The sequence below is a fragment of the Bradyrhizobium sp. SZCCHNS1022 genome (assembly GCF_032484835.1).
GTDB lineage: Bacteria > Pseudomonadota > Alphaproteobacteria > Rhizobiales > Xanthobacteraceae > Bradyrhizobium.
Genome location: NZ_JAUETT010000001.1, coordinates 889094 through 911704, shown reverse-complemented (window position 1 = coordinate 911704; position 22611 = coordinate 889094). Strand labels below are relative to the sequence as shown.

Below are 22611 nucleotides of genomic sequence, written 5' to 3'. Positions count from 1 at the left end.
TCCGCGACCCGCAAGCCAGATAAGGGAGGAGAGCACATTATGCGCCCATCTGCGCTGCGATCGCATCCATCGCCTTGGCCAGTTCGATATCCAGCTTCGTGACGCCGCCGGCGTCGTGTGTCGCCAGCACCACCTCGACGGTACGGTAGACATTGCGCCATTCCGGATGATGGTCGCGCTTCTCGGCCACCAGCGCGACGCGGCACATGAAGCCGAAGGCCGCGTTGAAATCCTTGAAAGTGAAGGTTCGCCTGATCGCGTCGCGGCCGTCCAGTTCGGTCCAGCCGGAAAGCTCGCCCAGGGCCGCGGCCCGCGCCTCGGCCGACAATCGCTCCGCCATGATCGCCTCCTCTCGCTAACGTTCCGCTGATCGGACCCGCCGCCCTGCCATCGGCCTGCCCGGTATGGCCATACTGTCCGCCCTCGCGCCCGCCGTCGCAAGGGGAACCTTCCCGACATCGATCCCAAACCATGCATTCGCATCGTTCGCGGAACCGATCCCGCCGGTCGAGCCCAGCGCATCTCGGTAACCATGACGCAGATGTAACCCTCTTCAGGCAAGATATTTGCTACAAGTTTGGCCTAGCGGCTCGGAACCAGACCCATCGGCGACTGTCGCCAGCGCGATCATGGGAGGATTGGACCTGGTGGAAGCTCAGATCCCGACAAAACCGCGCTCGCCGGTCCGCCCCGTCGTGTTCATCGTCGTCGCCGGAATTCTGGCGATCGTCGGCGCGCTTATCGGCGGCTATTACTTTGCGATGCGCCCGGTGCCGCTAAAGATCGCCGTCGGTCCTCCCAACAGCGACGATCTCAGGGTGGTGCAGGCGCTGACCCAGGCGTTTTCGCAAAATCACGGCTATGTCCGCTTGCGTCCGGTGCAGACCGAGGGCGCCGCCGAAAGCGCGCAGGCGCTCGCCGAAGGCAAGGTCGATCTCGCCATCATCCGCGGCGACCTCAACGTTCCGAAGAACGCGCAGGCCGTGGCAACGCTGCGCAAGAACGTCGCGGTGCTATGGGTGCCCCCGGCCAAGGGCCGGAGGAAGGGCGCGAAGATCACCAAGATTTCGCAGCTCGCCGGCCGCAAGATCGGCGTCATCGGCCGCACTCCGGCCAACGTCAATCTGCTCAAGGTGATCCTGCAGCAATATGGCGTCGATCCCGGCAAGGTCGATATCCTGCAATTCCCGATCACCGAGGCCATCGACGCGGTGCGCAGTCAGAAAGCCGACGTCTGGCTGGCTGCGGGACCTGTCAACAGCAAGATCACGACGGAGGCGATCGCAGCCTCCACCAAGGATGGCGGCACACCGACCTTCCTTGCGATCGATTCTGCGGAAGCGATCGCGCAGAATCATCCGGAATATGAAGCGGCCGACATCCCGGCCGGCGCCTTCGGCGGCTCGCCCGACCGGCCCGAGGACGAGGTGAAGACGATCAGCTTCAACCACCACATCGTGGCGCGCAAAGGCTTGGCGGAATCGACCGTCTCCGCCTTCGCCCGCCAGCTGTTTTCGGTGCGCCAGCAGCTGATGTCGGAATTCCCGTTGGCTGCGAAGATCGAGACCCCCGACACCGACAAGGACGCCGCGATCCCGGTGCATCCGGGAGCGGCTGCCTTTGTCGACGGCGAGGAGAAGACCTTCCTCGACCGCTACAGCGATTACATCTGGTGGAGCCTGATGGCGCTCTCGGCGATGGGCTCGATCGGTGCCTGGTTCGCCGGCTATCTGAAGAAGGACGAGCGGTTCATCAACAGTTCGATGCGTGACCGGCTGCTCGAAATGATCACGATCGCGCGCAAGAGCGATTCCCCCGAAGAGCTCGACAACATGCAGAGCGAAGCCGACGACATCCTGCGCAACACGCTTGCCTGTTTCGAGGATGGCGCGATCGAGCACGCCGCGCTCACCGCCTTCAACATCGCGCTCGAGCAGTTCCACAATGCGGTCGCCGACCGCAAGCTGATCCTGATGAGCATGCCGCAGACCCCGCCGCGCGCCGGCACCGGCAACGGTCCCCAATTGCGCGCGACCGGCACCTGATACCAAGGCAAGTCCAGCCGCGATGCAACGCTGGCGCTTCACCGCCAGCCGACGTCAGCTTCGTGGACCGACATCGGAACGGCTCGCAAAATCCTCCCCTGTGGCGCCTTCGCGTAATCGCGCTGTCATCGAATTTTCCTAGCTCTTCGGTCGTACATTCGGGCGCGACTCGCCGCCGCCCCGGAGGAGATATTCATGACGATCCGAATCCCACGCCGCGCTTTCCATGCGCTCTCCCGCCGCCGCTTCCTGTCCACCGCGGCCGCAGCCGGCGTCAGCACGCTGGCCATGCCTTACCTCAGCCGCGCCGCCGACCGGCCGCAGATCACTCACGGTGTGCAGTCCGGCGATGTGAGCAGCGACGGCGGCGTGATCTGGTCGCGCGCCGACCGACCCGCGCAGATGCTGGTCGAGGTCGCCACATCGGACACGTTCAAGGACGCCCGTGCGCTGCCGCCGATCGCAGCGCTGCCGGAAAGTGACTACACGGCCAAGATGCTGGTCGAGAACCTGCCCGGCGGCCAGGAAATCTTCTACCGCGTCAAATTCCGCGACTTGTCGCATCCCGACATCGAGAGCGAGCCGCTCGTCGGACGCTTCCGCACCGCGCCGGCGGACAAGCGCGATGTCAGCTTCGTCTGGGGCGGCGACGTCGCAGGACAAGGCTGGGGCATCAACCCGGACGACGGGGGCATGTTCACGTTCTCGACCATGAAAAAGCACCGGCCGGACTTCTTCATCCACTCCGGCGACACCATCTATGCCGACGGTGTGATCGCATCCGAGGTGAAGCTTTCCGACGGCAAGCTCTGGAAGAATCTCACCATCCCGGAGAAGGCCAAGGTCGCCGAGACGCTCGACGAATTCCGCGCCGCTCACAAATACAATTTCCTCGACGACAATGTCCGCGCCTTCAATGCCGAGGTGCCGATCTTCGTGCAGTGGGACGATCACGAGGTCACCAACAACTGGTCGGCCTCGAAGGATCTTCCAGCCGCCTACAAGGAGCGCAACATCCAGCTGCTGGCGGCGCGCGCCGCGCGCGCCTTCCACGAGATGTATCCGCTGCGCGAAAGCATTGTCGAGCCCGGTCGCGTCTATCGCAGCATCTCCTATGGTCCGCATCTCGACGTGTTCATGCTGGACGAGCGCTCCTATCGCGGTCCGAACAACCCGAATCAGCAGACCGAATACGGTCCCGATGCCTATTTCCTCGGTCCCGAGCAGATGCGCTGGCTGAAGCGGGCGCTGTTGAACTCGCGCGCGACCTGGAAGGTGATCGCTTCCGACATGCCGCTCAGCCTGATCGTCTATGACGATGCCGCCAACAAACGCGGCTCTGAAGCGTTCGCGCAAGGTGACGGTCCGCCGCGCGGCCGCGAGCTCGAGATCGCCGAGATCCTCCGCTTCATCAAGACGGCGCCGATCCAGAACACGGTGTGGCTGACCGCCGACGTCCACTACGCCGCCGCGCATTACTACAATCCGGACAAGGCGCAATTCCAGGACTTCGAGCCGTTCTGGGAGTTCGTCTCGGGGCCGCTGCATGCCGGCACGTTCGGACCGAACGAGCTCGACAACACGTTCGGCCCCGAGGTGCGCTTCATCAAGGCGCCCGGCCTCGACAAGCAGAACCTGCCGCCGTCGGCGGGCATGCAGTTCTTCGGCCACGTCAAGATCGAAGGCGCCACCGGACAGATGACGGTCACCTTGCGCGATCGCGCCGACATCGCGCTGTGGTCGACCACGCTCGATCCGAAGCTGGAGTGAGTGCCGCCGACGATTTCTCCCGCGGCCGTCCTTCGAGACGCTCGCCTCCGGCGAGCTCCTCAGGACGAGGGCCTGTTTTGCGGCAAAATGACAGACCCTCATGGTGAGGGCGCGGCGAAGCCGCGCGTCTCCGGACGATGCTTCGCCGGGAGAACCATGAGGCCCGAAGCTACAGTCATATGCGATTGCCCTGCCGCTTGCCGGGAAAGGGAATTCAGTAGCGGTGCGATCAGCTCCGCTCGCTACGTCTTCCGCCGCAGCGCCGCTTCCAGTGCATCCGTCGGGCAAGGCTTCTGCAGCCGCGGCCGGTCGGAGAATTGCGCGGGCACGCGGTCGGCGTCATAGCCGGTCGCGAAGGCGAACGGGATCTGCAGCGCAGCCAGCCGCTCAGCCACGGCGAAGCTATTGCCGCGCACCAGTCCGACATCGAGCAGCGCGAAATCCGGCGCGCGCTGCTCGATCATCACGAGCGCGTTCGCGACGTTGGCGGCAACACGCACGGTCGGCACGCCGAAGCCGAGGATCGTATCTTCCAGGCCAAGCGCGATGATCGGATCGTCCTCGACGATCAATATGTCCTGATAGAGCTCCGGCAAGCCGAGCTGCGAAGCGGTCATGAGCGGGGTTCCAGAGATGAAGGACGGCCCCCGCAGCCAGCGCCTTCGCACAAGCACGCCGGCGGGTTCCTGGAACGAAACCACCATACCAGAGTTCCCCTGTCGGTCCACTTCTGTACATAGCGTGAAACAAATCGACAGGGCCAACACTGAGCCAAGAGGGCGTAGAAATGGCAATGCTGAGTCAGGGAGTGACGCCGCTCTCGCGCGAGCGGCCGTACAATAACTTGCTGCGCCGATTGAGCATGACCGACTATGCACTGCTCTCTCCGCATCTGGCCGAGGAGCAGACCTCGGCCGGGGACCTGCTGTACAACCCCGGCGACGACGTGCAGATCGTGCACTTTCCCTGCGGACCGGCCCTTGCCTCCTATCTGGTCGCGAACGAGGATGGGCGCGACGTCGAGACCATTCTGGTGGGGCGCGAAGGCGCGGTCGGCGGCATCGTCAGCCAGGGCTTTCTGCCCGCCTATACCCGCATCGTCGTCAAGTTCGCCGGGCCCTTCGTTCGTCTGCCCGTCACCAAGCTCGACGCTGCCAAGCTGCAGTCGAAGACCTTGCGCAGCGTGTTCGCGCGCTACGCCGACTGCATGCTGGCCCAGATGTTCCAGTCCACCGCCTGCAACGCGATCCATTCGATCGAGCAGCGCACGGCGAAATGGATCATCGCAGCCATGGAGCGGACCGATGGCGACCCGACCGTACCGTTGACCCACGAGCAGCTCGCCACCTTGCTCGGGGTCGGCCGCAGCTATGCCAGCCGCGTGCTCCAGACCTTCAAGGCCGAGGGCATCCTGGAGACCCGGCGTGGCGCGATCACGGTCCGCGATACGGAAGCCCTGAAGCGGCGCTCCTGCCTCTGCAACGAGGCCGTGAAAGGCCATTTCGAGGAGGTACTCCGCGGCGTCTACCCGAGCGAGCAGGCGGCGGCTGGCTGATCTGGCGGGAACCGACAGCCCGGCACAGGACTTCGCACGTCGGCGCACCGACCAGGATTGTCATTGATTGTCATTGTTTTTTGGTAGTTTCTGCCTATATTGCGGCGCAACGCGTCAGGTTTGCCCGGTCCTTTTGGCCGGGCTTCCTTTTTGAGGGCGGGATGCCCTCTCCGCCGCAGACCCGTTTCGCGAGCGCGCTCCATAGCTAAATAACTGATTTCCCTGCAGGAGCGCGCGCCGCCGGGGACAGAGCACGAGCTTAAGAAAGCTTAAAGAAGCAAGTCATGAACCTTCGCAACATCGCCATCATCGCCCACGTCGACCACGGCAAGACCACGCTCGTCGATCGCCTGCTGCAGCAATCCGGCACCTTCCGCGAGAACCAGAAGGTCGCCGAGCGCGCTATGGACTCCAACGACCTGGAGCGCGAGCGCGGCATCACCATCCTGGCGAAAGCGGCATCGGTGCAGTGGAAGGACACGCGCATCAACATCGTCGACACCCCCGGCCACGCCGATTTCGGCGGCGAGGTCGAGCGCATCCTCAACATGGTGGACGGTGCGCTGGTGCTGGTCGACGCCGCCGAGGGCCCGCTGCCGCAGACCAAATTCGTGGTCTCCAAGGCGCTCAAGGTGGGGCTGAAGCCGATCGTCGTCATCAACAAGGTCGACCGCCCGGACGCGCGGCCGACCGAGGTCATCAACGAGGTGTTCGATCTGTTCGCGGCGCTCGACGCCAGCGAGGAGCAGCTCGACTTCCCGATCCTCTACGGCTCGGCCAAGCAGGGCTGGATGGCCGACAGCCCGGACGGTCCGAAGGACCAGGGCATGCAGCCGCTGTTCGACCTGGTGCTGCGCCATGTGCCGGCACCATCGGTCGAAGAGGGGCCGTTCCGTATGATCGGCACCATCCTGGAAGCCAACAACTTCCTTGGACGCATCATCACCGGGCGCATCACCTCGGGCAGTATCAAGCCGAACCAGGCCGTGAAGGTGCTGAACGCCGAAGGCAAGGTTGTCGAGCAGGGTCGCATCTCCAAGATTCTGGCGTTCCGCGGTATCGAGCGCGTGCCGCTCGACGAGGCCGAAGCCGGCGACATCGTCGCCATCGCAGGCCTCAGCAAGGGCACCGTCGCCGACACCTTCTGCGACCCCACCGTCGAAACACCGCTGCCGGCGCAGCCGATCGATCCGCCCACGGTGTCGATGTCCTTCATCGTCAACAACTCGCCGCTGGCGGGCACCGAGGGTGACAAGGTGACGAGCCGCATGATTCGCGACCGCCTGCTGCGCGAGGCCGAGGGCAACGTCGCGCTCCGCGTCGTCGAATCCGTCGACAAGGACGCCATGGAAGTGTCCGGCCGCGGCGAATTGCAGCTCGCGATCCTGATCGAGACCATGCGCCGCGAGGGCTTCGAGCTGTCGGTGTCGCGCCCGCGCGTCGTTCTGCAAAAGGACGAGGCCACCGGCCAGTGGCTGGAGCCGATCGAGGAGGTCGTGATCGACGTCGACGAAGAGCATTCCGGCGTCGTCGTGCAGAAGATGAGCGAGCGCAAGGCCGAGATGATCGAGATGCGCCCGTCCGGCGGCAACCGGCTGCGGCTGGTGTTCTACGCGCCGACCCGCGGCCTGATCGGTTACCAGGGCGAACTGCTCACCGACACCCGCGGCACCGCGATCATGAACCGCCTCTTCCACGGCTACGCCCCGTACAAGGGCGAGATCGCCGGCCGCCGCAATGGCGTCCTGATCTCCAACGACCAGGGCGAGGCGGTGGCCTACGCGATGTTCAAGCTGGAAGACCGCGGCCCGATGATGATCGAGCCGGGCTGGAAGGTCTATCGCGGCATGATCGTCGGCGAGCACACCCGCGACAACGACCTCGAGATCAACGTGCTCAAGGGCAAGCAGCTCACCAACATCCGCACCACCTCGAAAGACGAAGCCGTCCGGCTGACGCCGCCGATCAGGATGACGCTGGAAAAGGCGCTCGCCTATATCGAGGACGACGAACTGGTCGAGGTGACGCCGAAATCGATCCGGCTGCGCAAGAAGCATCTCGACCCGAACGAGCGCAAGCGCGCCGAAAAGACCAAGGAAGCGGTGGCGTAAGCACGCTCCTGCCCCCTCCCCGCTTGCGGCCGGGCTGTCTGATATGGCCCAAGCAGGGTCGCGACCTCATGGTTCGAGACGCGCGGCTTTGCCGCGCCCTCACCATGAGAGGCTACGATCTCACCGCAAAGATGGCCTCCTCCTGAGGAGCTCGCCGGAGGCGAGCGTCTCGAAGGACGGCCGCGGGCGAGATCGTCCGGCCGCTTTTCCCATATGCGATTGCCCTGCCGCTTGCGCGGCGAGAAAGCAATTGCCGCGACGCCTCGGCACCTTCAGCGCCGACGGCGATCGACCAACTCTCTCCTCGTCATTGCGAGGAGCGAAGCGACGAAGCAATCCAGAGGGCGGCCGTGGGAGGATTCCTGGATCGCGTCGCTACGCTCGCGCTGAGCGCGATTCGCGATCATCCCCCACCATCCGCAAGAATTCCCGCGCCGCCATCGTCTGGTGATGCTCCTTGTGACGCAGGCTGAAGAAATGCCGTTTGGGCAGCGGGATATTGGCGACAGCCAGCAGACCCGCCTTCAAGGCCCGGACCACGACCAGGCGCGAGATCACGGTCACGCCGGCACCCGCTTCGACCGCACCGCGCACCGCCTCGTTGGAGGGCAGATCGAACGCGACATCGAGCTCGCGTGGATCGACGCCGAGCTCAGCGAGCGCAGCCTCGAACACCGCCCGTGTCCCCGAACCCGCCTCGCGCAGCACCCAGCGCGCCGACCTCAGATCGCCGGCCGTGACCGACGATGCTCGGCACAGCGGGTGATCGGGCGGCCCGACCAGCACCAGTTCGTCATCCGCGACCGGCTGCGCCGCGAGCACGGGATCGTCGACATTGCCCTCGACGAAACCGAGGTCCGCCGAACCTTCGCGCACGCGCGCGGCCACCTGCTCGGTGTTGCCGATCGCGAGCGAGAGCGTGATCGCCGGATGCGCGGCATTGAACTTGTGAATGAAGGCGGGCAGCCAATAGCCGGCGATGGTCTGGCTCGCGGCCAGCGACAGCTGCCCCCGCCTTAGCCCGGCGAGATCGTCCAGCACGGCCTCTGCGCTCGCGACGCGGGCAAGGATGCTCCTGGCTTCGACGAGGAACGTCTTGCCGGCGGCGGTGAGCACGATCCGGCGGCCGACGCGGTCGAACAATTTGGTTTGATATCGCGCTTCGAGCGCGGCGACCGCCGCCGATGTGGCCGATTGCGTCAGGTTGAGGTCGCGCGCGGCTTGCGTGACATGCTCGCGGGTCGCGACCGCAACGAAGATCCTGAGCTGCTCGAGCGTCATGACGTCCTAACTTGTGAGCTTCACCAGCGTCAGGCTGAAGCTTGCGATGAAGACGAAGGCGAGCAGGCCGAGCGTGAGCGGCCGCAGGCCCTTGGCCTTCAGCTTGGCGAAATCGGTTTCCAATCCCATCGCGGCCAGCGCCATCGACAGCAGGAAGGTGGTCGCGGTCACGATGACGGTTCTGACCTCCGCCGGAATGGTGACGATGCTGTTGATGCCGACCAGCGCGATGAAGCCAAAGATGAACCAGGGCAGCGGCGCCTTTGCACTGGCGTGAGCATGGCCGCCATGACGGGCGCGGCGCGCTGCCAGCAGGCCGAGCGTGATCACGACGGGCGCCAGCAGCATCACGCGGGCGAGCTTGGCGATGGTGCCGAATTCGCCGGCCTGCTGGCCCTGCTGGAAGGCGGCGGCCACCACTTGTGCGATCTCATGGATCGAGGCGCCGCTCCACAGACCATAGGCGTGGGCATCGAGGTGCAACAGCGCCGGCAACAGCGGATAGCTGAACATCGCGATCGAGCCGAACACGGTGACGCAGGCCACCGCATAGGCGACGTCCTCGTCGGGCGCACGGGTGACCGTGTTGGTGGCGATCACGGCCGAGGCGCCGCAGATCGAGGTGCCGGCCGCGATCAGTTCGGTCAGCTTGCGTTCGACGCCGAGCAGCCGCCCCATCCACACCGTGAACAGGAAGGTGCCGGTGAGGCTGAGCGCGATCACGAGAAGCCCGCGCGCGCCGACCTCCACCACCTGCTCGGCGGTGAGCTGCAAGCCGAGCAGCACGATGGCGAGCCGCAGCACCCGCCGGAGCGAGAAGGTGACGCCGGCCTTGGCCCGATGCGGCGTCCCGATCAGGTTGTGGAAGGCCATGCCGGCGACGATAGCCAGGATCATCGGACTGAACACCGCCAGGCCTGGAACCTGGCGCAGGGAAAAGCCGGCGCCGGCGATCGCCGCCGAGAGCAGGAGGCCGGGCACCAGCGCCGGAATACCGTGCTGAAGGGGCGCGTGGACACGGAAGTCATGATGCGGAACGGCGGTGGGCGCATCGGCGGCGAGTTCGTGCGACGGGGCAGTCATGAAATAATCTCCCACGTGGGCGGCTGGGAGGAGAATTTCACACCCCTATCAATCGATCTAACGCATTATATCGGATAAACCGTTCGTTTCAATCGATTAATTATCACCTGCTATTCCAGCACCCGCGCCCGCAGCTCCGCATCCGGGATGAAGCACGCCTCGTATCTGCCGAAGATGCGATAGCGGTTGCGGGCGACCAGGCCGTAGACCACGTCGCGCAGCGGCTTGGGCACGGCGAACAGCACGCGCGTCCAGCGCCAGCCGGGCAGGGTCGACAGCACCGTCAGCGCGGCATTGGATTTCAGGTGCGCCCTGCCGCCGTGCACGACGGCATTGGTGTCGGGATCATCAGGGTCGATGCCGAACGCCTGCGCGAGGCGGGTGCCGTAGGCCGACTGGATCGGCGTGAACCGAAACCGCGCCTCGCGATCGCGCGCGATCACGAAACGAACCCAGCGCGAGCAGAACACGCAGACCCCATCGTAGAGGATCACGTCGTCATCGGGCCATTGCGTCATCATCGATTATCCAGTGTCGACAGCGCGACCAGCATCAGCACGATCGCGGGTCCTGTCTTGACCAGCGCGCCCAGCGGCTCGCGCCAGAGATCGGGCGTGAATATCGCGCAGCCGAGACGCATCGCGCATTCTAACCCCGAACCGCCCCACCGAATCAGCGGAGCTTTTTGAGGGCCAAGCCGCGTCACCGGTGCGGCCGGCATCTCCGGATCGCCCGGCTGTTGCCGAATCGTCCCTTTTCGGCACAGATTTCTCGCCCGGTGATGCAGAAAGTCCACAGGTTAACCGATCTTTAACGTTGGACCTTGAAGCGGCGCCGCCGACTTGCTTTGATCCCCTCATGAGCACAACCCTGATCGAAGTCCGTCCGGCCAAGGCTGCAGATGCGGCTGCGGTGGCGTCTGCCCATGACGAAGCCTGGCGCTCTGCCTATCAGGGTATCATCCCCGGCGCCGAGCTGGAAAAGCTGATCAATCGCCGCGGCCCGCAATGGTGGGACAGCGCGATCCGCAAGGGCAGCCGGGTCAGCGTGCTCGTGTTCAACGACAAGATCGCAGGCTATGCCAATTACGGCCGCAACCGCGCCCGCAGTCTGCATTTCGACGGCGAGATTTATGAGCTTTATCTGCGACCGGAATTTCAGGGGCTGGGGTTCGGTCGCCGCCTCTTCACGGCGGCCAAGCGCGACCTCGCGCAAAGCGGCCTGAAGAGCATGGTGGTGTGGGCGTTGTCCGACAACGACCCCGCCACCGAGTTTTACCGCACCTTGGGCGGCCGGATGGTGGCGCGCTCGTCGGAGCGGTTCGGGCCGAAATCGCTCGACAAGGTTGCCTTCGCCTGGACCAATTGAGCTCCAGGCTCGGTTTCTGAGGCCATTACGCCTCGATCAAGTAAGCTTAAGCGCGGCTGCCGAACTCGACGCGTTGTGCGGCATCAAGTTGCTGTTGCAGAGCCGCAAATTTTTTGCGACTGCGAATGAGTGCGTTCGTCCTCTGAACGCCTGACCTTTACGTTCCAGTCCAACGGAGTCCTTCATGCGCATCGACGCCATCCCGATCGGGAAAGATCCGCCACGCGACGTCAACGTCGTCATCGAAGTCCCGGTGGGCGGCGAGCCGATCAAATACGAGCTCGACAAGGACGCTGGCACGCTGTTCGTCGATCGCTTCCTCTACACGGCGATGCGGTATCCGGGAAATTACGGATTCATCCCGCACACGCTCTCGAACGACGGCGACCCCTGCGACGTCCTGATCGCCAACACCCGCGCCATCGTGCCGGGCGCCGTGATGAGCGTCCGCCCGGTCGGCGTGTTGCTGATGGAAGACGAGGCCGGCGGCGACGAGAAGATCATCGCGGTGCCGTCGTCGAAGCTGACCCAGCGCTACGACAAGGTGCGCACCTATAGCGACCTGCCGGACATCACGCTGGCGCAGATCCAGCACTTCTACGAGCACTACAAGGACCTCGAACCCGGCAAATGGGTCAAGGTGCTGCGCTGGGGCTCGGCCGACGATGCGCATCAGCTGATCACCGAAGGCATCGCCCGGGCGAAGGCGGCGAAGAAGTAGTCCCTCTGCGTGCTCGCGGTGTGAGTGAGTTGCGCTTCGATCGCAACGGCGATGGACTTCGCCGCAGGCTTTGAGCAAAGTCGACGACGCCGCAGGCGAAGCTTGCGGCGTCGTTTTGCTTTGAGGGTAAACGCGATGCGACGGCTGCCCAGGATCGTCAGAAACGTAGTTCTTCTCGTGCTGGTCGCGATCATCGCCGTGCTCGCGATCCTCGCCCTCAATACGCAACGCCAAGGTTCGCGCCAGCTTCAGGTGACGGCGCTGCCGAAAATCTCGATCGACGGAGAGGCCGCGGCGAACCGGCTTGCCGCAGCCGTCCGCTTTCGCACCATCTCCAGCTATGACGATCCCGAGCAGAATGCGAATGCGTTTGCAGGGCTGAAGGCGCATATCGAAGCGAGCTTCCCTGCATTTCATGCGGCCGCCAAGCAGGAGGTGGTCGCGGGTCACAGCCTGCTCTACACGTGGCAAGGCAGCGATCCCGCCGCCAAGCCGATCGCATTGCTCGCGCATCAGGACGTGGTGCCGATCGCGCCGGGCACGGAAGGCGATTGGAGCGAGCCGCCATTTTCCGGGAGCATCAAGGACGGCTTCATCTGGGGCCGCGGCGCCTGGGACGACAAGGGCAATCTCTACGCAATGCTCGAAGCGGCGGAAGCGCTGGCGAAGGCCGGCTTCAAGCCGAAGCGCACGGTCTATTTTGCGTTCGGTCACGACGAGGAGGTCAGCGGCACCCGAGGCGCCAAGGCGATCGCCGCCTTGCTGGCCTCGCGCAATGTGCGACTCGACTTCCTGATCGACGAAGGCCTCCTGATCTCCGAGGGCGGCATCAAGGGGCTCACGAAGCCGGCCGCACTGGTCGGCGTCGCCGAGAAGGGCTATGCGACTTTGCTCCTGAAGGCGAAGGCGACGCCTGGCCATTCCTCGATGCCGCCGCATGACACCGCAATCGGGATGATGAGCGCGGCGCTGGCGAAGCTCGAGGCCAACCGTCTGCCGATGCGGATCGACGGCGCGGTCGGCGAGATGTTCGCAACGCTCGCGCCGGAGATGACCGGGTTCAACCGCGTCGCCTTGTCCAATCTCTGGCTGTTCAGGCCGCTCTTGCTCCGCGAGTTCGAAAAGAGCGGTGTGACGGAAGCGATGGTGCGCACCACCACCGCACTCACGATCTTCAACGCCGGCGACAAGGATAACGTGCTGCCGGGCGTTGCGTCCGCCACGGTGAATTTCCGCCTGCTGCCGGGCGATACGCAGGGCAGCGTCATCGAGCATGTCACGCGCACCATCGCCAATGATCGCATCACGATCGACCCGGTGCCGAGCAACACCGAGCCGCCGCCGGTCACATCGAGCGCGTCGCCGTCCTATCAGCTGATGAACCGCACCATCCGCGAGGTCTTTCCCGATGCCGTCGTGGCGCCGAGCCTGATGGTCGGCGGCACCGATTCGCGGCATTATGTCGGGGTCGCCGACAACATCTTCCGCTTCTCGCCGCTGCGCGCGACCAACCAAGACCTCAAGCGCTTCCACGGCACCAATGAGCGGCTCTCGATCGACGGATATGCCGACATGATCCGCTTCTATCGCCGGCTGCTGGAGGCGAGCGCGGGATGATGCAAACTTGGACGTGAACGACGGCACGAAGCGCCGTCTCGGGCGCCGTTTACGGGTTCTTAGCCATCCGGCTTTACGCTGTTGTGATCATTCGCGCGCGAGGCACGGGCGCGTTGGAGGATCCGATGGCAGAACGTCAAAGGGGCGAGCGCGTCGTCTTCGAGCGCGGTATCCCCGCCTTCATGATGGGCATCGACGGCACCTGGCGGCGCAATTGCACCATCGAGGACGTCTCCGAGACCGGCGCCAAGCTGACGGTCGAGGGTTCGGTCGAGGGTCTGCACCTGAAGGAGTTCTTCCTGCTGTTGTCCTCGACCGGCCTCGCCTACCGCCGCTGCGAACTCGCCTGGGTCAATGGCGACCAGATCGGCGTCAATTTCCTGAAGCTCGGCGATCGCAAGAAGAAGTCGAACCGCCGCGCGGCCGAGGACGCCTAAAATCCGGCCCTTTGGCAGTCGAACTCAGCTAGGCCTCGGACCCTTGTCCGTCGCATAATCGTCATCGCGGCTCGCTATCGCAGCGGGGGTCGAGACGATTCACGCCCTTACGTGGTATGATTCGCTACAAGGTTGTTACTGCTTCGAGACGCCGGAAGATGCCAGTCAAGCCGCACAAAGCCATGGTTCTCGCCGCCGGTCTGGGCCTGCGCATGCGCCCGCTGACGGACACCATGCCCAAGCCGCTCGTGCGCGTCGCCGGCCGGCCGTTGCTCGACCACGTGCTGGACCGCCTGGCGGATGCCGGCGTGAGCGAGGCGGTCGTGAACGTGCATTATCTGCCCGACCAGATCATCGATCATGTCGCGCCCCGCAAGGCGCCTCGCGTCATCATCTCCGACGAGCGCGACCAGGTGCTCGGCACCGGCGGCGGCGTGGTGAAGGCGCTGCCGCTGCTCGGCTCCGAGCCCTTCTTTCACGTCAACTCCGATACGATGTGGGTCGAGGGCGTGCGACACAACCTGACCCGGCTTGCCGACGCCTTCGATCCGGAACGGATGGACATCCTGCTGCTGATGGCGCCGACCGCAAACTCGATCGGCTATAGCGGTCCGGGCGATTATTCGATGCTGCCCGACGGCGCCCTACGCAAGCGCCGGGAGCATCAGGTCGTCCCCTTCGTCTATGCTGGTGCGGCGATCATCTCGCCCGCGATCTTCGACGGCGCTCCCGACGGCGCGTTCTCGCTGACCAGGAGTTTCGACCAGGCCAATGAGCAGGACCGGCTGTTCGGCCTGCGCCTCGACGGCGTCTGGATGCATGTCGGCACACCTGACGCGGTCGCCGCCGCCGAAGACGCGCTGCTGGAGAGCGCGGCGTAGTTCGGGCCCCGCAGCAAGCTCCGCTGCCGTCCGACGGGACGAAGCCATAAGATAGTTGCTGGTAATTGCTGTCATGGCCGGACTTGTCCCTGCCATCCACGTCTTTGCCACCGGACCACATGGCAGGCGTGGATGCCCGGGCATGACGACCTTTTTCCAGAAGACGCTGCCTATGCCGCTCGGCAGTTTGCTGCCTATCTGAACCGATCAATAAGCGTAGAAGCGCCAATTCATGAAGCACGTTCAATGCGATCGTGCCGATGAGGCTTGCTGCTCAAAATATAACTTCTGTTTTTCAGAAATAAATGTTATATTGCTCGCATCCCGACTCGGAGCGAGGGGCGTACGCGTCGTCACGGACGTTGAGTGCGGGATGCGATGGACGTGTCGCTGCCGGAAGACGAACGGCCGCGATGCGGACGGCGAAATCGCGTGGTCCTGACACCCCGACGCTGGTGTCCCGCGCAACGCGCCTCGGCGCGTTGTCGCGGACGCGACGAAGCTTTCGCTTCGCGCGGATATGGTGGCCAACAAGCCCGGCGCACCAGGGAGATCGCGTATAAGCCGTAACCCATTCGCGCGGGGAAGGCCGGTGCTATCCGGCTGTACCTGTGGTTCCTGCCCCGTGCACTTTTCACGCACGGGGGCCACGGGCATCAGCCGATGCCCGGCCTTCCCTGCGCCCTCCCGCTGAGGGCGACGAATTAGCAGAGCTCGGACGCGCCATGCGCCGCGAGAGCGCGACCGCATATCTATGCAACAATGGCTGCAGCGACCTCGATCCAACCTCGCCGCGAGCCAACGGGCCTCATGGTTCTCCCGGCGATGCGTAGCATCGTCCGGAGACGCGCCGCGAGCGGCGTCCTCACCATGAGGGTCTGAAATGCTGCCGCGAATCAGCCCTCGTCCCGAGGAGCCCGCCGGAGGCGGGCGTCTCGAAGGACGGCCGCACGGGCCGGTCCGCCACGCGCCACGGCGGTACCGAGCGCTTGGCTATCAACACCCATCCACAGCCCGCGCATGACCGTGGGCCGATCGCTCCCTATATAGACGCGTAGGACAACGAATCGGCCGGCATGCGCGTCTATACCGTTCCCATCTCAGCGCCGTTCCTGCGCACCGTGATCGCCGCGCTGATCGACGGCCGGCTGGTCGACGGCTTCGAGGCGCGCACCGATCCGGCGCGGCTGGCGAGCGCCACGCTGTACCTGCCGACCCGGCGCTCCCTGCGCGTGGCGCGCGAGGTGTTCCTCGAGGAACTTGCGACCGATGCCGCGGTGCTGCCGCGACTGGTCGCGCTCGGCGACATCGACGAGGACGAGCTCGCCTTCGCCGAGGACGGCGAGTCCTTTACCGGCACGGCGCCGCTGGAGATTCCGGACCGGCTCGGCGAGCTCGATCGCCGCCTCACCCTGGCCCGGTTGGTTGCGGCCTGGGCCAAGACGCCGGTCTCGGCGCCGCTGGTTGTCGGCGGTCCGGCCTCCACGCTCGCGCTCGCCGGCGACCTCGCCCGGCTGATCGACGACATGGTCACGCGCGGCATCTCCTGGGATGCGCTCGACGGCCTGGTGCCGGATCAGCTCGATCGCTATTGGCAGCATTCCCTGGAGTTCCTGCGCATCGCGCGCACCGCGTGGCCGGCTTACCTCGAAGAGATCCAGCGCATCGAGCCGGCGGCGCGGCGTGATCTTCTGATCGCGGCGGAAGCCGCGCGGCTGACCGCCAATGCTGACGGCCCCGTCGTCGCGGCCGGTTCGACCGGCTCAATGCCGGCAACTGCGAAATTCCTGCAGGCGGTGGCGAAGCTGCCCTATGGCGCGGTGGTGCTGCCGGGGCTCGACACCGATCTCGATGAGGCGGCCTGGCGCGCGATCGGCGGCGCCAAACCGACTAACAAGCCAACAAACAACACGAGCAAGGATGCGACGCTGGACGTCGCGGTCCGCGCCCACCCCTCCTTCAACCACCCGCAATATGCGATGCAGATGCTGCTGCGCCGCTTCGGCATCGAGCGGCGCGACGTCATCAGGCTCGCCCATCCCGCGCGCGGCGGGCGCGAGGTGCTGATCTCGGAAGCCATGCGCCCGTCGGAAGCGACGGCGGCCTGGCATGAGCGGCTGCGCCAGTTCGACGTCGCCGCGAACATCGCCTCCGCAATGGATAATCTCGCCGTCGTCGCTGCGCCGAATCCGGAGATGGAGGCGCTGGCGATCGCGATTGCGATGCGTGAGGCGCGGCATCTCGGGAAATCGGCGGCGCTGGTGACGCCGGACCGTGCGCTGGCGCGGCGGGTGATGGCTTCACTGTCGCGCTGGCATCTGACCTTCGACGATTCCGGCGGCGATGCGCTGCTGGAAACGCCCGCCGGCATTTTCGCGCGCCTTGCAGCCGAAGCTGCCGCGAAGGGGCTGGAGCCGCCGACCTTGCTGGCGCTGCTCAAGCATCCGCTGTGCCGGCTGGGCAGCGCCTCGGGCGCGTTCAGGGGAGCGATCGAGACGCTGGAATTGGCCGTACTCCGCGGCACCAGGCCGCAGCCGGGCACGGCGGGCCTGGCGCGCGACTTCGCGCGCTTCCGCGACGAGCATGCCAAGCTGCACCAAGGCGAGGCGTCTTCGCTGCATCCAGCCGAACAGCGTGCACGGCTGTCTCCGCAGCAGCTCGATCGCGCGCAAGGTCTGATCGAGCGCCTGCAGAAGGCTCTGGCTCCGCTGGAGAACCTGAACTCGCCCAAGCCCTATGACTTCGCCGAGCTCGCCGCGCGCCATCGCGAGGTGCTGGTAGCGGTGTCGCGCGACGATCTCGGCCTCAGCGTCGCCTTCGCCGAGCGCGACGGCAGCGGCCTCGCACGGTGCTTCGACGATCTGCTCAAATCGGGCGAGCGCTGCGGCCTGATGCTTCCGCTGTCCGACTATCCCGAGGTGTTCCAGACCGCATTCAGCGATCGCGCAGTGCGCCGCCCGGAACGACATGGTGCCCTCCTGCAGATCTACGGCCCGCTAGAGGCGCGGCTGATGCAGGCCGATCGCGTCATCATCGGCGGGCTGATCGAGGGCGTGTGGCCGCCGGCGCCGCGCATCGATCCCTGGCTCAGCCGCCCGATGCGGCATCAGCTCGGCCTTGATCTGCCCGAACGGCGCATTGGCTTGTCGGCGCACGACTTCGCGCAACTGCTGGGCAGCCCCGAGGTGATCCTGACCCACTCCGCCAAGGCCGGCGGCGCGCCCGCGGTCGCTTCGCGCTTCCTGCACCGGCTGGAGGCGGTCGCTGGCGGCGATCATTGGCGCGCGGCCGAAGTGCGCGGCGAGATCTATGTGCGCTACGCCGAGGCGCTGGACCAGCCTGCCGACGTCCGGCCGATCCCGCAGCCGGCGCCGAAGCCGCCGCTGGCGGCGCGACCCACGCGCATGTCGGTCACCGCGATCGAGGACTGGCTGCGCGATCCCTACACGATCTTCGCGCGCTACATCCTCAAACTCCAGCCGCTCGATCCCGTCGACATGCCGCTGTCCGCGGCCGATCGCGGCTCGGCGATCCACCAGGCGATCGCTGAGTTCACGGAGAACTTTGCGCAGGCGCTGCCGCCGGATCCGGCGCGCACGCTGCGGCTGATCGGCGAGAAGCATTTCGCCCCGCTGATGGAACGGCCCGAAGCGCGCGCGCTGTGGTGGCCGCGCTTCCAGCGCATCGCCACCTGGTTCGCGGCATGGGAAAGCGCGCGGCGCGAGCACGTCGAACAGCTCACCGCCGAGATCCGCGGCGAGATCGGGATTCCGCTCGGGCCGGACAGGACCTTCACGCTGTCAGCTCGCGCCGACCGCATCGAGCGCCGCAGCGACGGCTCGTTCGCGATCCTCGACTACAAGACCGGACAGCCGCCGACCGGCAAGCAGGTCCGCATGGGACTGTCGCCGCAGCTCACGCTGGAAGCTGCGATCCTGCGCGAGGGCGGCTTCGAGGGGATGCCCGCCGGCAGCCTGGTCGGCCAGCTCGCTTACGTCAGGCTCTCCGGCAACAATCCGCCGGGCGAGGAGCGCGTGCTCGAACTGAAGATCAACAAGGGCGATGCGCCGCAGCCGCCTGATGCCGCCGCGCGCGAGGCGCGCGACAAGCTCGAAGCGCTGATCCGCAGCTTCGAGGACGAGAACCAGGCCTATACCTCGTTGAACCTGTCGATGTGGGCGAACCGCTACGGCGCCTATGACGATCTTGCGCGCATCAAGGAGTGGTCGGCGGCCGGCGGATTGGGGATCGAGGAATGGTGAAGGCGCCGCGCCCGATTCCTGCTGCCGTACGCGAAGCGCAAACCCGCGCCTCGAACCCGGCGGCGTCGGCCTTCGTGTCGGCCAATGCCGGCTCGGGCAAGACTCATGTGCTGGTCCAGCGCGTGATCCGGCTGCTGCTCGAAGGCGTGCCGCCGGAGAAGATCCTCTGCATCACCTTCACCAAGGCTGCCGCCGCCAACATGGCCGAGCGCGTGTTCTCCACGCTGGGACATTGGGTAACGCTCGACGACAGCGCGCTCGACGATGCGATCAAATCCACCGGCATTCCGCACCCGAATGCCCAGCTCCGTGCCGCCGCCCGCAAACTGTTCGCGAGCGCGCTGGAGACGCCGGGCGGGCTGAAGGTGCAGACCATCCACGCGCTGTGCACGCGGCTTCTGCAGCAGTTTCCGTTCGAGGCGAACGTGCCGGCGCGGTTTACGGTGCTCGACGAGCGCGACCAGACCGAGATGATGGAGCGCGCCAACTTGAAAGTGCTGCTCGATGCGGCGCGTGCACCTGACAGCGCCGTCGGCCGTGCGCTTCAGGTCGCGATGGCGAGCGCCGCCGACGTGACCTTCAAGGACGTGGTGCGCGAGGCGTGCCTGAGCCGCGATCATTTCATGGCGTGGACGGATGGCGCAGGCCATGTCGATCTCGCCGCGGCGCAGTTGTCGCAGGCGCTCGGCGTCAGCGCCGATGAGACGATCGAGCACATCGAGCGCGACATCCTCGACGGCCCCAATCTGCCGCGCGCCGATTGGCTGCAAATCGCGGCGCAGCTCGACGGGGGCGCCAAGACCGAGCAGAAGCAGGCGGATCAGTTGCGCGCAGCGCTCGCCTACTCCGGCAGCGACCAGGTCGATGAATATCTCTGCGTCTTCCTGACGGATGAGAAGCAGCCACGCAAATCGCTGCTGACCAAGAAGTTCGCGGATGCCAATCCTGCTCTCGCCGCGCTGTTCGAGGCCGAGGCGGGCCGGCTCGACGTCCTGATCGAGAAGCGCCGCGCGGCGGTCATGCGCGACCGCACGGATGCGCTGCTGCGGATCGCCACATCGGCTGCCGCGAACTACCGGCGCGAGAAGCAGGAGCGCGGCCTTCTCGACTACGACGATCTGATCGACAAAACCCTGGCGATGCTCAACCGCGTCTCCGCCGGCTGGGTGCATTACAAGCTCGACCGCGGCGTCGATCACGTTCTGATCGACGAGGCGCAGGATACGAGCCCGCGGCAGTGGGAGATCGTCGCCCACATCATCGAGGAGTTCACGGCCGGCGAAGGCGCACGCGACGGCCTTGTCCGCACCGTCTTTGCGGTCGGCGACGAGAAGCAGTCGATCTTCTCGTTCCAGGGCGCCGCCCCGCATGAGTTCGACGCGCGGCGGCGGCAGCTGCAGCAGCGCTTCACCGAGGCCGGTCTGACCTTCGATCCGGTGTCTTTCACCTATTCGTTCCGCTCGGGGGCGACCGTGCTGCACGCGGTCGATCACGTGTTCCGCGATCCGCAGGTCTATCGCAGCATCCATTCGCCCGACATCGGCTATCCCATCCATAACTCGCTCGCGGATGCGGGTCCGAGCCTGGTCGAGCTCTGGAGCCTGTGCGAGCGTGACGACACCAAGGACATCGAGGGCTGGCGGGCGCCGTTCGACGGCGTCGCGGTGACGAGCCCCGAGGTCAAGCTCGCTAGGCGCATCCAGGCCGAGATCAAGCGCCTGATCCGCGATGGCGCCATGACCGGGCATGAGGGCGCGCGGCGTCGCCTGAGCTATGGCGACATGCTGATCCTGGTGCGCCGGCGCGGCAACGCCTTCGATGCGGTGATCCAGGCGCTGAAGCATGCCGGCATTCCGGTCGCCGGCGCCGACCGGCTGAAGCTGACCGAGCACATCGCCATCATCGACCTGATGAACCTCGCCGACGCGCTGCTGCTGCCCCAGGACGATCTGGCGCTGGCGACTGCGCTGAAGAGCCCGCTGTTCGGGCTGACCGACGACGATCTCTTCACCTTGGCGTGGCAGCGCAAGGGATCGTTGCGCGAGGCGCTGGCGGCGCATGCGGCCTTGGACGAACGCCTGCAGCGCGCTCTGCGGCGGTTGCAGCAATGCGAGCGCCGCGCCAGGGAAGAGACCCCGTTCGCCTTCTATGCCTGGCTGCTCGGCGGCGACGGCGGCCGCAAGCGCATCCTGGCGCGGCTCGGCCATGAGGCCAATGACGCGCTCGACGAATTCCTCGAACTCGCGCTGTCCTATGAGCGGAAGGCGCCGGCCTCGCTGCAGGGTTTCATGGCCTGGCTGCGCGCCGCCGACACCGAGGTGAAGCGCGACATGGAGATCTCGCGCGACGAGGTGCGGGTGATGACGGTGCACGGCGCCAAGGGGCTTGAGGCCTCGGTGGTCTTCCTGGTCGATACGACGTCCTCGCCCTCGGACACCCAGCGGCTGCGCCTGATCCATGTGCCCTATGGCGAGAAGGAGATCGTGGTCTGGGCCGGCCGCAAGGCCGACGACCCCAGGCCGGTGACAGCGGCCCGCGCCAAGATGCTGCAGGACACCGAGGATGAATATCGCCGCCTGCTCTATGTCGCCATGACCCGCGCCGCCGACCGGCTCATCATCGGCGGCTGCATGCCCGGCAACATGAACAATGTCCGCCCCGGCAGCTGGTACGATCTGATGGCGCGCGGGCTGGAGGCGGCAGGTCTTCAGGTGCAGACGATCGAAACCCCGGACGGACCGGTGAAGCGCTATCTCAGCGCCGAGGATATCGCGATTTCTGGCGGCGCCGAGGAGCGGCGCGAGGCCAACCGGCCGGTTGAGCTGCCATCCTGGCTGCGCACCGAAGCAGCGGAGGCGCCCGCTGCGGACGTGGTGCTGCGGCCCTCTGACGCGACGCCCGATGACGGACGCCCGGTCAAGGCGGCCGAGACGATCATGGCGCGGAGCGAGGCGATGCAGCGCGGCACGCTGGTGCACCGGCTGCTGCAATCCTTGCCCGACGTGACGCCGGCGCGGCGCCGCGAGGCAGCCTTGAAATATCTGGCGCGCAATGCGGCCGACTGGCCTGAGGACGAGCGCGAGAAGCTGGCGACGCGCGTGCTCGGGGTGATCGAGGAGCCGCGCTTTGCTGCCGTGTTTGCCGCCGGCAGCCGTGCGGAGGTCTCGATCGTGGGGCGGTTGAGCCAGGAGGGCCAGCCCGCGGCCCTGGTGTCCGGCCAGATCGACCGCTTGGTGGTGACCGATGCCGAGGTCCTGATCGTCGATTTCAAGACCAACCAGAGCCCGCCGGCCGGTCTGGCCGAGGTGCCGCCCGCCTATGTCCGCCAGCTCGCGCTGTACCGCGCCGTGCTGCGCCAGCTGTACCCCCACCGCGCCATCCGCGCCGCCCTGCTCTGGACCGAAACCCCTGAATTAATGGAGCTTTCCGCCTCCGCTTTGGACGCGGAACTGCTATCCCCCCACGTCTGAGTGAGCAAGC

17 protein-coding genes are annotated in these 22611 nt (G+C 65.9%); 11 read left to right on the top strand and 6 right to left on the bottom strand.

Annotation, left to right across the window (positions count from 1 at the left end; genetic code table 11):
* Positions 1–37: 37 nt before the first annotated feature.
* Positions 38–340: a 4a-hydroxytetrahydrobiopterin dehydratase gene (locus QX071_RS04070; RefSeq protein WP_315702155.1), complete on the bottom strand. Its 303-nt coding sequence runs from the start codon at positions 338–340 to the stop codon at positions 38–40.
* A 355-nt stretch (positions 341–695) separates the two neighbouring features.
* On the opposite strand from QX071_RS04070, the gene QX071_RS04065 reads away from it, so the two are divergent.
* Together QX071_RS04065 and QX071_RS04060 are read left to right on the top strand one after the other, a co-directional pair.
* A complete protein-coding gene (locus tag QX071_RS04065) occupies positions 696–2045 on the top strand; it encodes a TAXI family TRAP transporter solute-binding subunit (RefSeq protein ID WP_315703132.1) in 1350 nt (449 codons plus the stop codon).
* A 195-nt stretch (positions 2046–2240) separates the two neighbouring features.
* A complete protein-coding gene (locus QX071_RS04060; protein ID WP_315702156.1) occupies positions 2241–3815 on the top strand; it encodes an alkaline phosphatase D family protein in 1575 nt (524 codons plus the stop codon).
* Positions 3816–4057: 242 nt separating this feature from the next.
* Here the strand turns inward: QX071_RS04060 and QX071_RS04055 are convergent, their stop codons facing one another.
* Positions 4058–4432: a response regulator gene (locus QX071_RS04055; protein WP_315702157.1), complete on the bottom strand. Its 375-nt coding sequence runs from the start codon at positions 4430–4432 to the stop codon at positions 4058–4060.
* Between the two features lie 176 nt (positions 4433–4608).
* On the opposite strand from QX071_RS04055, the gene QX071_RS04050 reads away from it, so the two are divergent.
* Together QX071_RS04050 and typA are read left to right on the top strand one after the other, a co-directional pair.
* Positions 4609–5370 carry a Crp/Fnr family transcriptional regulator gene (locus tag QX071_RS04050; protein ID WP_315702158.1) on the top strand — a complete coding sequence of 254 codons (762 nt, stop codon included), beginning with the start codon at positions 4609–4611 and terminating at the stop codon, positions 5368–5370.
* Between the two features lie 284 nt (positions 5371–5654).
* Entirely contained in the window at positions 5655–7481 is a 1827-nt protein-coding gene (gene typA, locus QX071_RS04045; RefSeq protein WP_315702159.1) for a translational GTPase TypA, read from the top strand.
* 375 nt (positions 7482–7856) lie between these two features.
* On the opposite strand, the gene QX071_RS04040 is transcribed toward typA, so the two are convergent.
* The 4 genes from QX071_RS04040 to QX071_RS04025 form a co-directional block, all read right to left on the bottom strand.
* Complete coding sequence (locus tag QX071_RS04040) at positions 7857–8762, bottom strand: LysR family transcriptional regulator (protein WP_315702160.1); 906 nt, start codon at positions 8760–8762, stop codon at positions 7857–7859.
* A gap of 6 nt (positions 8763–8768) precedes the next feature.
* Positions 8769–9845: a YeiH family protein gene (locus QX071_RS04035; RefSeq protein ID WP_409977470.1), complete on the bottom strand. Its 1077-nt coding sequence runs from the start codon at positions 9843–9845 to the stop codon at positions 8769–8771.
* 110 nt (positions 9846–9955) lie between these two features.
* The gene (locus QX071_RS04030; protein ID WP_315703134.1) at positions 9956–10363 is read right to left on the bottom strand and encodes a thiol-disulfide oxidoreductase DCC family protein; all 408 of its coding nucleotides are present in this window, start codon (positions 10361–10363) and stop codon (positions 9956–9958) included.
* The gene (locus QX071_RS04025; RefSeq protein ID WP_315703200.1) at positions 10363–10641 is read right to left on the bottom strand and encodes a hypothetical protein; all 279 of its coding nucleotides are present in this window, start codon (positions 10639–10641) and stop codon (positions 10363–10365) included. The genes QX071_RS04030 and QX071_RS04025 overlap by 1 nt, the downstream gene beginning before the upstream one ends.
* A gap of 62 nt (positions 10642–10703) precedes the next feature.
* Here QX071_RS04025 and QX071_RS04020 point away from each other — a divergent pair, with 62 nt between their 5' ends.
* The 7 genes from QX071_RS04020 to addA all read left to right on the top strand — a co-directional run bounded on the left by QX071_RS04020 (position 10704) and on the right by addA (position 22601).
* A complete protein-coding gene (locus QX071_RS04020; protein WP_315702161.1) occupies positions 10704–11213 on the top strand; it encodes a GNAT family N-acetyltransferase in 510 nt (169 codons plus the stop codon).
* A gap of 184 nt (positions 11214–11397) precedes the next feature.
* Positions 11398–11934 carry an inorganic diphosphatase gene (ppa, locus tag QX071_RS04015; RefSeq protein ID WP_315702162.1) on the top strand — a complete coding sequence of 179 codons (537 nt, stop codon included), beginning with the start codon at positions 11398–11400 and terminating at the stop codon, positions 11932–11934.
* 135 nt (positions 11935–12069) lie between these two features.
* A complete protein-coding gene (locus QX071_RS04010; RefSeq protein WP_315702163.1) occupies positions 12070–13551 on the top strand; it encodes a M20 family peptidase in 1482 nt (493 codons plus the stop codon).
* Positions 13552–13676: 125 nt separating this feature from the next.
* On the top strand, positions 13677–13988 hold the full coding sequence (locus tag QX071_RS04005; protein ID WP_315702164.1) for a PilZ domain-containing protein: 312 nt from the start codon (positions 13677–13679) through the stop codon (positions 13986–13988).
* 158 nt (positions 13989–14146) lie between these two features.
* On the top strand, positions 14147–14869 hold the full coding sequence (locus QX071_RS04000) for a nucleotidyltransferase family protein (RefSeq protein WP_315702165.1): 723 nt from the start codon (positions 14147–14149) through the stop codon (positions 14867–14869).
* 1076 nt (positions 14870–15945) lie between these two features.
* Complete coding sequence (gene addB / locus QX071_RS03995) at positions 15946–19131, top strand: double-strand break repair protein AddB (RefSeq protein WP_315702166.1); 3186 nt, start codon at positions 15946–15948, stop codon at positions 19129–19131.
* A complete protein-coding gene (gene addA, locus QX071_RS03990; protein ID WP_315702167.1) occupies positions 19125–22601 on the top strand; it encodes a double-strand break repair helicase AddA in 3477 nt (1158 codons plus the stop codon). The genes addB and addA overlap by 7 nt, the downstream gene beginning before the upstream one ends.
* The last annotated feature ends 10 nt before the right edge of the window (positions 22602–22611 follow it).